Source organism: Williamsia sp. (assembly GCF_036566845.1).
Taxonomy (GTDB): Bacteria; Actinomycetota; Actinomycetes; order Mycobacteriales; family Mycobacteriaceae; genus Williamsia.
In genome coordinates, this window is record NZ_DATCVM010000105.1 from 93652 (window position 1) to 107319 (window position 13668).

12 protein-coding genes are annotated in these 13668 nt (G+C 64.3%); 9 read left to right on the forward strand and 3 right to left on the reverse strand.

Going from position 1 to position 13668, the window contains the following annotated elements; translation table 11 throughout:
- Position 1 precedes the first annotated feature (1 nt).
- From VIQ49_RS09505 to VIQ49_RS09520, 4 genes are read left to right on the forward strand one after another with little or no spacing between them, the layout of a single operon-like run.
- On the forward strand, positions 2 to 1438 hold the full coding sequence (locus tag VIQ49_RS09505) for an aldehyde dehydrogenase family protein (RefSeq protein ID WP_331883676.1): 1437 nt from the start codon (positions 2 to 4) through the stop codon (positions 1436 to 1438).
- Positions 1439 to 1471: 33 nt separating this feature from the next.
- The gene (locus tag VIQ49_RS09510) at positions 1472 to 2305 is read left to right on the forward strand and encodes a TauD/TfdA family dioxygenase (RefSeq protein ID WP_331883678.1); all 834 of its coding nucleotides are present in this window, start codon (positions 1472 to 1474) and stop codon (positions 2303 to 2305) included.
- Positions 2302 to 3045 carry an SDR family NAD(P)-dependent oxidoreductase gene (locus VIQ49_RS09515; RefSeq protein WP_331883680.1) on the forward strand — a complete coding sequence of 248 codons (744 nt, stop codon included), beginning with the start codon at positions 2302 to 2304 and terminating at the stop codon, positions 3043 to 3045. The genes VIQ49_RS09510 and VIQ49_RS09515 overlap by 4 nt, the downstream gene beginning before the upstream one ends.
- Before the next feature lie 59 nt (positions 3046 to 3104).
- Complete coding sequence (locus VIQ49_RS09520) at positions 3105 to 3641, forward strand: carboxymuconolactone decarboxylase family protein (RefSeq protein ID WP_331883682.1); 537 nt, start codon at positions 3105 to 3107, stop codon at positions 3639 to 3641.
- A 421-nt stretch (positions 3642 to 4062) separates the two neighbouring features.
- Here the strand turns inward: VIQ49_RS09520 and VIQ49_RS09525 are convergent, their stop codons facing one another.
- Genes VIQ49_RS09525 through VIQ49_RS09535 form a run of 3 tightly spaced genes read right to left on the reverse strand, consistent with a single transcriptional unit; the run spans position 4063 to position 7246 of the window.
- Positions 4063 to 4827, reverse strand: coding sequence for an enoyl-CoA hydratase/isomerase family protein (locus tag VIQ49_RS09525; RefSeq protein ID WP_331883684.1), 765 nt, complete (start codon positions 4825 to 4827; stop codon positions 4063 to 4065).
- Positions 4827 to 6089, reverse strand: coding sequence for an acetyl-CoA hydrolase/transferase family protein (locus VIQ49_RS09530; protein ID WP_331883687.1), 1263 nt, complete (start codon positions 6087 to 6089; stop codon positions 4827 to 4829). Before VIQ49_RS09530 ends, VIQ49_RS09525 begins: the two co-directional genes overlap by 1 nt.
- Positions 6089 to 7246 (reverse strand): CoA transferase, encoded by a 1158-nt coding sequence (locus tag VIQ49_RS09535; protein ID WP_331883690.1) that lies wholly within the window; start codon positions 7244 to 7246, stop codon positions 6089 to 6091. The genes VIQ49_RS09530 and VIQ49_RS09535 overlap by 1 nt, the downstream gene beginning before the upstream one ends.
- Before the next feature lie 76 nt (positions 7247 to 7322).
- On the opposite strand from VIQ49_RS09535, the gene VIQ49_RS09540 reads away from it, so the two are divergent.
- The 5 genes from VIQ49_RS09540 to VIQ49_RS09560 all read left to right on the forward strand — a co-directional run bounded on the left by VIQ49_RS09540 (position 7323) and on the right by VIQ49_RS09560 (position 13622).
- Complete coding sequence (locus tag VIQ49_RS09540) at positions 7323 to 8846, forward strand: class I adenylate-forming enzyme family protein (RefSeq protein WP_331883693.1); 1524 nt, start codon at positions 7323 to 7325, stop codon at positions 8844 to 8846.
- Positions 8843 to 9598 (forward strand): SDR family NAD(P)-dependent oxidoreductase, encoded by a 756-nt coding sequence (locus VIQ49_RS09545; RefSeq protein WP_331883696.1) that lies wholly within the window; start codon positions 8843 to 8845, stop codon positions 9596 to 9598. Before VIQ49_RS09540 ends, VIQ49_RS09545 begins: the two co-directional genes overlap by 4 nt.
- Positions 9599 to 9706: 108 nt before the next feature.
- Complete coding sequence (locus tag VIQ49_RS09550; RefSeq protein WP_331883699.1) at positions 9707 to 10690, forward strand: MDR family oxidoreductase; 984 nt, start codon at positions 9707 to 9709, stop codon at positions 10688 to 10690.
- Positions 10691 to 10705: 15 nt separating this feature from the next.
- Complete coding sequence (locus tag VIQ49_RS09555; RefSeq protein WP_331883702.1) at positions 10706 to 11902, forward strand: FAS1-like dehydratase domain-containing protein; 1197 nt, start codon at positions 10706 to 10708, stop codon at positions 11900 to 11902.
- A gap of 19 nt (positions 11903 to 11921) precedes the next feature.
- Entirely contained in the window at positions 11922 to 13622 is a 1701-nt protein-coding gene (locus VIQ49_RS09560; protein WP_331883705.1) for a class I adenylate-forming enzyme family protein, read from the forward strand.
- The last annotated feature ends 46 nt before the right edge of the window (positions 13623 to 13668 follow it).

Genomic DNA, 13668 nt, shown 5'->3' on the forward strand with positions numbered 1-13668 from the left:
CATGCGTGAGTATCTGAAGTTCTACATCGACGGCCAGTGGGTCGATCCGGCGCAGCCCGGAACGTTCGACGTCATCAACCCCGCCACCGAAGAAGTGGCCGGCACCGTGGCTGCCGGCTCGGCCGGTGACGTCGATCGGGCGGTTGCCGCCGCGCGCAAGGCTTTTGTCACCTGGTCGACAACGCCTGTTGCCGAACGGATCGCACTGCTGGAGAACATCGCCGCCGAATATCAGAAGCGCATGCCTGATCTCGGAGCCGCATTGTCCGAGGAGATGGGTGCACCAAAGGAGCTTGCCAATGGCTTTCAGGTGAACCTCGGTGCTGGCCAACTATCCACGGCCATCGAGGTGTTGAAGAACTTCACGTTCGAGGAACAGCGGGGCGGTTCCCTGATCGTCAAGGAACCGATCGGTGTGTGCGCTCTCATCACGCCCTGGAATTGGCCGATGAACCTTATCGCGGTCAAGGTGTTCCCCGCGCTGGCGACGGGTTGCACCATGGTGCTCAAGCCGTCCGAGCGATCTCCCTTCACCGGCCAGATCTTTGCCGAGATTCTGGAGACCGCAGGTGTCCCCGCAGGCGTGTTCAACCTTCTGCAGGGCGACGGACCAGGCGTGGGTGTACCGCTGTCGAGTCATGCCGACGTAGACATGATCTCTTTCACCGGGTCGACCAGGGCCGGCATCGACATCGCGAAGAACGCTGCGGCCGGAGTCAAGAGGGTCACCCAGGAGCTCGGTGGCAAGGGACCCAACATCATTCTCGATGACGCAGCGCTTGCCGAAAACGTAGGCAAAGGTGTTGTCACCATGATGATGAACTCGGGACAGACCTGTAGCGCGCCTTCACGCATGCTCGTACCAGGAGCCCGAATGGAAGAGGCCATCACTGCAGCGAAGGCTGCGGCATCGACCGTTTCGGTCGGAGATCCTAACGGCGACTCGGCAATCGGGCCCGTGGTGACAGAATCTCAGTTCGACAAGATCCAGAGCCTCATCCAGCAGGGCATCGACGACGGCGCCACCCTCGTGGCCGGCGGACCCGGGCGCCCGGCCGGCCTCGACAGGGGCTTCTACGTGCAGCCGACAGTTTTCGCCGATGTCAAGAACGACATGACCATTGCCCGCGAGGAGATCTTCGGCCCGGTGCTGACAATCCTGGGTTACGACAGCATCGACCACGCCATCGAGATCGCCAACGACACCGAATACGGTCTCGCCGGATTCGTGGCAGGTGAGGACCTCGAACAGGCACGTGCAGTGGCCCGTCGGATTCGGGCCGGTTCTGTGGCCATCAATGATGGATTCGACTTCGCAGCTCCCTTCGGCGGATACAAGAAGAGCGGCAACGGACGCGAGTGGGGCGAGTTCGGCTTCAGCGACTACCTGGAGATCAAAGGCATCCTCGGCTACACGCCGGGTGGTGACGGCGCGTGACTGCAAGTGACAGAGCGCATCTGGAGGAGCATCATGAGCACACTTGCCGTTGAACGGCTTTCGAGCAGCGTCGGAGCGAAACTGCTGGATGTCGACGTCGACCGCCTGTCCAATGACCCCGACTTGGCCGATCAGGTCGCCGAGGCTCTGGAAACCCACTCCGTCCTGCTGTTCCCGGAACTCGACGCCGATGATCAGACCCTGGTCGACTTCTGCCGGAAGTTGGGAAAGCTGATCAACTTCTCCCATCTGCCACCGGAAACCGCCGAAGTGATGGAGATCAGCTTTGATCCCAGCAACCCGAACGCCGAATACTTTGCCAGCAACTGCTTTTGGCATATCGACGGGCTGCTGGACGAGATCGCGCCCAAGACCTCGATGCTCACCGCGCGGGTGACCTCTGCCGAAGGTGGCGAGACCGAGTTTGCGAGCACCTACGCGGCCTACGATGCCCTGACCGATGACGAGAAGGAACGGTTCGCCGGCCTGCGGGTGGTGCACACCTTCGAGGCCATCCAGCGGCTGACCTATCCCGACCCGACACCAGAACAGTTGAGCGAGTGGGCCTCTCGCGCCGTCCGCGAACATCCGCTGGTGTGGGAACACGACTCGGGGCGGCGTTCGCTGGTGCTGGGGGCAACTGCATCACACATCGTGGGCATGGACATCGACGAAGGTCGCGCGCTGCTGAAAGAGCTGCAGCAGCGCATCACCGCGCCGGATCTGGTGTGTCAGCACAGTTGGTCTGAGGGCGACACGGTGCTCTGGGACAACACCGGCCTGGTCCACCGCGTTCGCGACTTCGACCGGAGCAAACCGCGGACCATGCACCGTTCCACCGTCGCAGGTCAGGAGAAGATCAAATGAGTGACCGCACAGCGATTGTCACCGGCGGAGCCTCCGGTATCGGCAACGCCATCGCAACCCGCCTGGCTTCCGACGGCAATCTGGTCGCCATCTTCGACATCAACGCGGAGGCGGTCGCCGAGGCGGCCGCCGTCATCGAGAAGGCGGGCGGAAAGGCGATCGGACTCACGGTTGACGTCACCGACCGCGCACGCGTCGATGCGGCCATCGCCGAGGTCAAGGCCACGCTGGGGCGTCCCACAGTGCTGGTGAACAACGCCGGCGGAACACTGGCCGGACCATTCCTGGACATCACGCCCGACATCTGGGACCGTGCCCTGGCCCTCAACCTGACGAGCACGTTCCATTGTTGCCAGGCGGTCATCCCGGAGATGCTCGACGAGGGCTGGGGCCGCATCGTCAACATTTCGTCGTCCAGCGTGCACAGTGGTTCTCCCGGACTGGCCGGTTACGTGACGGCCAAGTCCGGCGTGGTGGGTCTGACAAAAGTGTTGGCGCTCGAATTCGGCAGGCGCGGAATCACCGTGAACACCGTGCCGCCCGGCTTCATCGATACCCCGATGCTTCGCCAGACAGTGGATTCCGGAATGGTCGATGTCGATGCACAGGTCGCGAAGACCCCGGTCGGCCGGATCGGTCAGCCCGAAGATGTCGCGGCCACGTGCGCGTTCCTCATCAGCGAGGAAGCCGGCTACATCACGGGTCAGATCATCGGCGTCAACGGTGGGCGGAACACCTAGTGGCCGAATCATCCTCAGCCCGAATCGAACCCGCCAGGCGAGCCGACTGGTCCACAGAGATGCAGAACTTTGTGGACGGGTTCCGCTCATCTGTGGCCAGTGCCGCACCGGAAGAAGGACGACAGGCCGGCGACAACCTGCTCGGGACACTCGCCCGCTATCCATCTTTGGCAATGGCTTTCCTCACTTTCAACAAGCACCTGTTGTCGGGGTCGGCCCTGACCGTCCGCCAGCGTGAACTCCTGGTCCTGCGTGTGGCCCACATCCGGCGGTGCGACTACGAGTGGGCGCAGCACGTGGTCTTGGCCGAACGTGCAGGCTTGACCGCCGATGAGATCAGTCGTGTGACCGCCGGACCGGACGCACCGGAATGGACACCCGTCGAACGAGCGCTTGTGGCCTCCGTCGACGAACTGTTGACCGACGGTGCGATCGCCGACGACACCTGGAAGGTCCTCGCCGACGACTTCGACGAGCAGAAGATGATGGACGTCGTCTTCACCGTCGGCTGCTATTCGATGCTGGCAATGTCATTGCGGTCCTTCGGGATCCAGCCGGAAGAGGGTCTCATCCCCTTCCTCCCGACTCCCCGCTAGCTCTCCCCACCCGTCGACCGTGCCGAATCGACCGCCGAGCGTGCCCTAGATACCGTTGAGCGTGCCAATAATGCTCACGCCCTGGGATCTTCGGCACGATCGACGGTCGGATCGGCACGCTCGACGGCACATCGGATACACCACGTACAGAACGTCTCCGGCCACCACCGCCGAGCGTGCCCTAATCACCGCCGAGCGTGCCAATAATGCTCACGCCCTGGGATTTTCGGCACGATCGACGGTCGGTTCGGCACGCTCGACGGCACATCGGATACACCACGTACAGAACGTCTCCGGCCACCACCGCCGAGCGTGCCCTCGATACCGTTGAGCGTGCCAATAATGCTCACGCCCTGGGATTTTCGGCACGGTCGACGGTCGGATCGACACGCTCGGCGGTGTTTTCGGCACGGTCGGCGGGTTAGGTGCCGGTCCAGACCGGGGTTCGCTTGTACGCGAACGCAGCGGGCCCCTCCTGGGCATCAGCACTGTTGTAACAGTGTTCGGCGGCGGCCCGGGCCGCCGTCAACGCCGCCGAACGCCCCATCTCGGTTGCGAGCATCACCGTGTCCCTGGCCGCCTTCACCGACAACGGCGCCCCGGCCAGTATCTCGGTTGCCAGGTCAATTGCGTTGCTCAGCAAGGACTCTGGCTCGGCGATCCGATTGACCAGGCCGATCTCATACGCCCGCTGGGCGGTGATCGGCTTCCCGGTGAGCAGGATCTCCATCATGATCCGCTGCGGGATCATGTGGATCAGCGGTGACGCCCAGGGCGAACTCCGACCGACCTTCACCTCGGTGACGGCGAACTTGGCGGTGGTGCTCGCCACGCACAGGTCGCAGGCCTGCGCGATCATCCATCCGCCGGCGAAGGCGTAGCCGTTGACCGCGGCGATGGTCGGCTTCGACAGTTCGACGGTGTCGTAGGGCAGGGCGAACATGTCGCGAGGCGGGACGGCCATGCCCGTCGACACCATCTCTTTGAGATCACCACCGGCACAAAATGTCTCGCCGGAACCGGTCAGGATGGCCACGCGCAGCCCGGGCTCGCGTTCGAACCGGGCCCACGCGTCGCGCAGCCCTTCCCGGACATCGACTGACAGACAGTTGCGGCTGTCGGGGCGGTTGATGGTGATGATCGCGATCCCGTCATCGCGGGCGTCGAACAGGACGGCGTCGCTCACTAGTATCCCCTCTGCTGGATGACGTGCGCCTCGCGTGAGAGTTCTTCCTGGAAGTCCGGATGTGCAATCGCGATAAGGCGTTTGGTGCGCTCGGCCAGGCTCTGGCCGCGCAGCTGAGCAGATCCGAACTCGGTGACGATCACGTCGACATCGCTGCGTGGCGTCGTGACCGGCCCCGACAGACGCGTGGTGATCCGGCTGATCGTCCCCCTCTTCGCGGTGGCCGGGAGTGCGATGATCGCGTGGCCTCCCGGGGACCGCGCCCCCCCGCGAACAAAATCGAGTTGGCCGCCAGTGCCGCCGAGATAGGCGGCGCCGCTCTGCTCGGCGTTGATCTGACCCGTCAGATCCACTTCCAGCGCAGAATTGATGGTCACCAGATCATCAAGCTGAGCCATCACCGCCGCCTCATGCGTGTAGGCGGTGTTGCACATCCGGAGTTGTGGGTTCTGATGGGCGAAGTCATACAGGCGCCGGGTACCGATGAGTGCACCCGCGATACTCACACCCGCATCAATTCGCTTGCGGGCGTTGGTGACCGCGCCGGCATCGATGAGGTCGACCAGGCCGTCGCCGACCATGCCCGAGTGCACACCGAGGTCCCGGCGATCCCGCAGCAGTCGCAACATCACCTCGGGCACCGCTCCGATGCCCATCTGGATGACCGCCCCGTCGCCGATGAACGCCGCCGCGTGTTGTGCCATCGCCATGTCGGTGTCGGTGATCGGCGCCGACCTCACCTCCACCGGCGGTCGCGAGACATACACGGCGTAGTCGATCGCGGACGCGGGAATGGTCTCGCCAAATGTGTACGGCACCTGGTCATTCACCTCGGCGATGACCACGCGCGCCGCGGCGACCGCGGCCTGCACGTAGTCACTGATGAGTCCGAGACTGTGGTTGCCGTCGGCATCGGCGGGACTGACCTGGATCAGCGCGACGTCGCACGCCATGTCGCCGCTCGTGATCATGGGTGCTATCTGGCCGACGTGGCACGGAACGACGTCCAGCTCATGGGCTTTGCTCATCGCCCGCAACGAGCCCATCGCCCCCATACTCGACAGCCTGAAGCTCTTCGCTGTTTCCGGTGTGAAGAGTCCGGAGAAGCTGGTCGAGATGAACGCCGACAGGCCACCGACCTCGTGCCCCTGCTCGATGAGGGCTTCGATGAGTGTTGCGGGTTCTCCACAGGCCTGACCGATGACAATCCGATCGCCCGGGAGCAGGAATCGCCGGAGGTCGATTGCCGCCGAATCTCCCATCAGGCCCATGTCCCTTCGTCCGAACGCAACTGGGCCTTGACCGCGTCGGTGTCCTCACCGAGCCTGGGGGCCGCACTGTCGATCCGTCCAGGCGTTCGGGAGAACCATGTGGGCGGACCGGGGAAACGTACTGAGCCATAGGGTGAATCGACCTCTTCGAAGAAGTCGACCGCCTGCAGGTGCGGATTGTCGAACAGCTCGTCCAGGGAACGGACCGGTGCCGCCGGAACGTCCAGGGAACGCAGCAGGTCGAGCCACTCCTGGGTGGTGCGTTCGGAAAATGTCTCTCCCAGAAGCGAATACACCTCGTTGATGCGGGCTGCCCGCTGCTCGAGGGTGGCGAAGTGCTCCCCGGCCCAGTCGGGGGCGACCGCGCCGATGAATGCGTCCCACTGCTTGTCGTTGTAGACCAGCGCCGAGATGTGTCCATCCTTGGTGCGGTACGGCTTTCGATTCGGTGACACGGCCCGGTGATAGGCGGCCGGTCCGATCGGCGGTGTGAACATCGCACCGCCGGCGTGTTCGACCAGCATGAAGGCGGCCATCGTCTCGAACATCGCCACCTCGACCTCTTGACCTTCGCCGGTACGTTCCCGATGGAACAGCGCCATCGTGGTGGCGTAGAGGGCAGTCATCCCCGCAACCTTGTCGGCGATGATCGTGCCGACATAGCTGGGTTCGCCGGTCAGCAGTTCCTGTGCGTACGGCAGACCACATTCGGCCTGGATGGTGTCGTCGTAGGCGGTGAGATTCGCGTCCGGTCCGCCCCGGCCGTAGCCGTAGCAGTTCGTGTAGATGATCGACGGATTGATCGCGGCCACCGCCTCGTAGTCGAAACCGAGCTTGGCGATCGCCGTCGCGCGCATCGAGTGGATGAAGACGTCGGCCGTCGCGATCAGTTCGCGCAGGATCTGCTTGTCGTCATCGGTTCGCAGGTCGAGGACCACGCTGCGCTTGCCGCGGTTCACGTTCACGAACACGCCGCCCATGCCCGGTTCGGGCCCCACCGAGATGTAACGGGTGTTGTCCCCCGCCGGGATCTCGACCTTGATGACATCCGCGCCCATGTCGGCCATCACCTGCGTGCAGTAGGGACCCATGACCATTGCCGTCAGATCAACTACGCGCACTCCGACCAACGGACCTGTGTGTTTCATCCCCAACCCAACCTCTCGACAACGGAACTGAAGCTATCAGGTCAATGTTTACAAGGATAGTGGTAAGACTGGTCACGTGGAGATTTCAAAACCGATCGGGAGGGTCCTGGAACCCTCTCTCGCGATCCGCCCGGATGCCCCCGCGATAGAAGCCGCCTCGGGAATCTGGACGTACGCCGAACTCGATGACCAGGCCCGGAGGGCAGCAGGTGCGCTGTGGTCGCTGGGCGTGCGCCCGGGCGATCGGGTTGCCGCCTGCCTACCCAACGACCTCGACATCGTTGCGGCCTTCCACGGCGCGCAACGGATCGGTGCGATCTGGACCGGTGTCGGCGAGGCCCTCTCGACCGGAGAACAGCAGGACATCATCGACCTGTGCAGACCCGCCGCGGTGCTGACCGGGACGAACGGCAAGGTCGCGACGCCGGAGTGTGTCGACCCGCAGCGCTGGTCGGAATTGATCCGTAGCGACCTGGAAGCGCCGCCGGTCGAACCGGACATCGACGCACCCGCCGGAATCGCATTCACCAGCGGGACCTCCGGGCGACCCAAAGCCGTGGTGCACAGCCACCGGAATCTCCTGTTGCCAGGCGCAGTACTCGCGAGAACCCGCGGATGGGGTTCCGACCTGCGCAAAGGCGACAGCTTTCCGCTGACGATCCTCAACCTCATGGTCCTCTCGACACTGCTCACCGCACAGGCGGGCGGCTGCGCGGTGGTGATGAACCGCCGCGACGTCGACGGGGTCATCGAGTGGATCAGCAGTCGTCGCGTGACCGTGTGGAACGGCGCACCCGCCCAGCTCTACGATCTCGCCCGCCGCCCCGACGCCGACCTGAGCTCGTTGCGGGAGGTGTGGAGCGGTGGCGGTGACACCTCCGATGCGCTGCGCCAGGAGTTCGCCGACGCCCACGGCCTGATCCCCCGCGTCACCTACGGACTGACCGAGGCGCCCACCGTCGTCTCGATCGATCCGCCGGACGGCAGGTGGCAGCAACGCGCGAGTGGCCAGGTCCTGCCCCACTTCGACGTTGCCGCCTACGACGACAACAACAACCGCCTACCTGCCGGTGACACCGGAGAGCTCAAGCTGGCCGCTGCCACCGACGGGGAGTGGGCCGACCTCTGGCGGCCGCTGCTCGGTCACTGGGGTCCGGACGGGCTCGATGAATCGGCCCCCGGCCCGCTGGCCACCGGCGACATCGGGGCGGTCGACGCCGACGGATGGCTGACCGTGATCGACCGAAAGAAGCTGGTGATCATCCGGGGCGGGGCCAACATCTATCCCCTCGAGGTGGAACGCGCCATCAGCACCCACCCGGACGTCGAGCGGGTGGCGGTGTACCCGATCCCCGATGACCGCTTGGGCCAACGGGTCGCGGCCGTCGTCGAGAGTTCGCTGCCCACACTGGATTTCGACGACCTCGTCGCACATTGCCGGCGCGAGGTGTCGTCGTACAAGGTCCCCGAGGCCTGGGCGCAGGTCACCACCTTGCCGGTGAATGCCATGGGCAAGGTGCAGCGTGCCGGCCTCGCCGAGTTCGTCGAGCAACAACGCATTTCGGGCCCGCAGGCCGTATCGAAGGGAACCACCGCGTGACCGACCTGTTCGATCTCACAGGCAAAGTGGCCATCGTGACCGGCGCATCGTCGGGACTCGGGGTCGCGGTCGCCCAGACCCTGGTCGACGCCGGCGCGCGGGTTGCCGTGGTGGCCCGCCGCAAAGACAAGCTGGCCGCGGTCGCCGACCGCATCGGTGGTCTGGCCGTCCCCTGCGATCTCTCCGATCTCGATCAGGTCGGCACCATCGTGCCCATCGTCGTCGACGAACTCGGTCCGCCGGACATCATCATCAACGGCGCCGGAAGCATGTTCACCGAGGAAAAGGCCGAGGCCGAGCCACTCGAGGCCATCCGACAGACCCTCGGCCTGAACCTGATGGCCCCTTTTCTGCTGGCCCAGAGCGCCTTTCCCCACCTGGTCGCGGCCGGCGGCGGGTCGATCGTGAACATCTCGTCGATCAGTGGACAGGTCGGCATACCCGGGATCCCGCAAGCGTCCTATGCGGCGAGCAAGGCCGGGTTGTCCGGTCTCACGGTCGAGCTGGCAGTGCAGTGGGCGAGGCATTCGATTCGGGTGAACACCGTGGCCCCCGGATTCTTCCGCAGCGAGATCACCACGCCCCTGTACACAAGCGAGCGGGCGTCTGAGTACCTGCGCCGCAATACACCGCTCCCGAAAGAAGGTTCCGCGCAGGACATCGTCGGCGCGGTGCTCTGGCTCGCCTCAGATGCCGGACACTACGTCACCGGGCAGACCATCATGGTTGACGGCGGCTGGACAGCACGCTGACACACCGGCCGGCAGCACCACTGCAAGCATTGCAATCCTTATGAGGATTGACGTAATGTCGGCCACATTGTTGCCCCGGCTCGGGGTGCAGAAAGGACATCTTTTCTCATGTTTTCGGCAGTTGTCATCGAAAAGGGCGACGCAGGGCAATCGGTTGCCGTGCGGAACGTCGAGGAGTCCGAACTTCCGGAAGGAAACGTCCGGATCGACGTGGACTACTCCTCACTCAATTTCAAAGACGCCCTTGCCATCACCGGCAAATCCCCCGTGGTCCGCAAGTTCCCGATGGTGCCCGGCATCGACCTCGCCGGAACCGTCACGGAGAGCTCGCACGGCGACTGGTCCGCAGGCGATCGGGTGGTCCTCAACGGCTGGGGCGTCGGAGAGACCCACTGGGGTGGCTTTGCCCAGACCGCCAGCCTCAACGGAGACTGGCTCGTCCCACTGCCCGCCGAGTTCACCACCAAACAGGCGATGGCCATCGGCACCGCCGGCTACACCGCAAGCCTCTGCGTCGAGGCCCTCGTCAAGGCCGGTGTCAGCCCCGACCAGGGCGAGATCCTCGTGACCGGTGCCACCGGTGGCGTCGGCAGCGTTGCCATCGCACTCCTCACCAAGGCCGGCTTCACAGTGGCCGCATCCACCGGCAAGGCCTCTGAGGTCGAATACCTGCAGCAACTCGGCGCCACGACGGTCGTCGATCGCGCCGAGCTCTCCGAAAAGGGCAAGCCCATGCAGAAAGAACGCTGGGCCGGCGTAGTCGATTCGGTCGGAAGCTTCACGCTCGCCAATGCCTGCGCCCAGACCCGCTACGGCGGCACGGTGACCGCCTGCGGTCTCGCGCAGGGTATGGACTTCCCCGCCTCGGTGGCGCCGTTCATCCTGCGAGGAGTGTCGCTCCTGGGCATCGACAGCGTGATGGCACCCAAGGATCGCCGGATCACCGCCTGGGCACGTCTGTCCCGTGATCTCGATCCGAGTGCGCTGGAATCGATCGCCACCGAGATCTCGCTCGCAGAATCGATCAACGCCGCCGATCAGCTGATGGACGGCACAGTCCGCGGCCGCATCGTCGTCGACGTCAACCGCTGAATCAGGAGTAGCCACATGACAACCAGCGAGCAAGAAGCCGAAACCGCGACACTCGACCTGAGTGATGTGGACCATCGCGTCGGCAAACCTATCGGCGGTGGCCAACTGCACGACCCGTGCAGCGGTTCCGACATCCGCCGCTGGGTCATGGCGATGGACAATCCCAACCCCATCCACTGGGACGAGAACTTCGCCAAGGAAAGCAAGTTCGGCGGGCTCATCGCGCCGCAGTCCATCGCCGTCGGCCTCGACTACGGGCACGGCGCGGCGCCGGCCTGCGTCGGCCACATTCCGAACAGCCACCTGATCTTCGGCGGCGAAGAGTGGTGGTTCTACGGCACACCGGTCCGACCCGGCGACAAACTGTTCCAGGACAGACGTTTTCACGACTACAAGGTCGCCGACACCAAGTTTGCCGGACCCACGATGTTCTCCCGCGGTGACACCACACACAAGAATCAGCACGGCGCGCTGGTGGCCCGGGAGCGGTCGACCGCCATACGCTATCTCGCGGCCGAGGCGAACAAACGGGGTATGTACGACAACCAGATCGGCGCGACCAAGAAGTGGACCAACGACGAACTCCTCGAGGTCGAGAAGTTGCGTCACGAGTGGCTGATGTCCAATCGTCTTGGTGTCTCGCCGCGGTTCGATGAGGTCGACGTCGGCGACAAGCTCCACCGCCGGGTGATCGGACCGCACAGCGTCGCGAGCTTCACCACCGAGTACCGCGCCTTCCTGTTCAACATCTGGGGCACGTTCGGATGGGTTGCGCCCGAAGGGATCAAGGACCCCTGGGTCTATCAGGATCCGGGTTGGACCGAAGGCTTCGGATTCGATGAGGAAGGCGCCTTCATCGACCCACGCAAGCGCGACGGCCTGTACGTCGGACCGTCGCGGGGCCACATCGACGCCGAGAAGGCCGGCGAGGTCGGGATGGCGCGGGCTTATGGCTACGGCGCCACGATGGGTGCCTGGTGCACCGACTACCTCGCCAACTGGGCCGGTCACGACGGCATGGTCCGGCACACCAAGGCCGATTTCCGTGGCCCCGCCTTCGAGGGTGACGTGACCTACTTCGACGCCGAAATCGTCGACAAGAAGGCCGAATCAGACTGGGGCGTACCGCTCGTCCAGATCAAACTCAAACTGACCAGCCAGGACGGCACCACTCTGGTGACCTGCACCGCCGAAGTCGAACTGCCGCTCTAGCGGCACAGAGGGGTTAGCTGTGAAATCTGCGTCGATCGTGTCGGGCCCGCCGCTGGAGGACGAACCCGGTCTCGGCACCCTCACCATGCCGGGATTCCTGCGCGAGGTGACCACCCGGTACGGCGACCGCGAAGCACTCGTCCTGCATACGCCGGACGGCGTCATCCGCTGGAGCTATACGCAGCTGTGGGAACGCGCGGTGGAGGTGGCCCGGGCACTGCGGGCCACCGGACTCGGCAAAGACGGCCGGGTCGGCGTTCTCATGACCAACCGGCCCGAGTGGATCGCAGCAGTCTTCGGCACATCGCTCGCCGGAGGTGTTGCGGTCACCCTCAGCACGTTTTCCACCCGCTCGGAGTTGGATTACCTCCTCGACATCTCCGAGGTGTCGGTGTTGCTGTTCGACCACAAGGTGCTGAACAAGGACCTGACCGCGGTCCTGACCGATCTCGATCCCGAGATCGGTTCTGCCGCACCCGGAACGCTGCGGTCGGCGAAGTACCCATTCCTGCGTCACCTCGCAGCGGTGGGGGCCGAGGGTGATGCGGGTGGAGGTCTCGGTGCGATCGAGTCCTGGGATACCTTCCTCCAGCGGGGGCATTCGGAGCCACGGGAGCTGGTCGAGGCCACCGCCGCGGCGGTGAAGCCCAGCGACACCGCGGTGCTGTTCTTCTCCTCGGGAACCACGAGCAAGCCGAAGGGCATCTTCAGCGCTCATCGTGGGGTGTCCATCCAATTGTGGCGTTTCCGCCAGATCTATCACTTCGGCCCCGACGACAACATCCGGTGCTGGAGCGCCAATGGATTCTTCTGGTCGGGCAATTTCGCGATGGCACTGGGTAATACGCTGGCCAGTGGCGGATCACTGGTACTGCAGACGACGTTCGATGCCACCGAAGCGCTGGAGCTCATCGAATCCGAGAAGGTCAACTTCCCCTTCGCCTGGCCGCATCAGTGGGCACAATTCGAATCCGCTCCCAATTGGGGCACAGCGGATCTGAGTAGCCTGAGGTTTGTCGACCACCGCACCCCGGTGGCCCGACATCCGTCCGTCACTGCGCAGTGGATCGAACCCGGCTACGCCTACGGCAACACCGAGACCTTCACGATTTCGAGCATATTCCCGGCCAACACCACCGAAGAGCAGGCCGGCGGAAGCAGCGGAAAACCACTGTCCGGCATCACGTTCAAGATCGTCGATACGTTGACCGGACAGACCCTCCCACTCGGTGAACGCGGGGAGATCTGTGTCAAGGGACCGACGTTGATGCTCGGATATCTCGGCACACCGCTGAGCGAGACCGTCGACGACGAAGGCTTCTTCGTCACCGGGGACGGCGGCTATCTCGACGCCGAAGGCCGCCTTTTCTGGGAAGGGCGCCTGACCGACATCATCAAGACCGGTGGCGCCAACGTCTCACCGCTCGAGGTCGACGAGGTACTGGTCGCACACCCCGGCGTCAAGGTCACCCGCACCGTCGGGGTACCGCACGAGACCCTCGGCGAAGTGGTTGTCGCCTGCATCGTTCCGCATGCCGACGCCGACCTCGACCCCGAGGAGATCCGCACGTTTGTCAAGGCCCAGCTGGCGAGTTACAAAGTGCCACGCCATGTTTTGTTCTTCAACGACGACGAGGTCACCCTCACCGGCAGTGCGAAGATCAAGACGAGCGATATCCGCGATCTCGCCGCCAAGAGGCTCGCTCCCGCAACCCGATGATGTGGTGTTCTGGCGGCCAAACCCGCAGGTCGAGGCCGCCAGAACA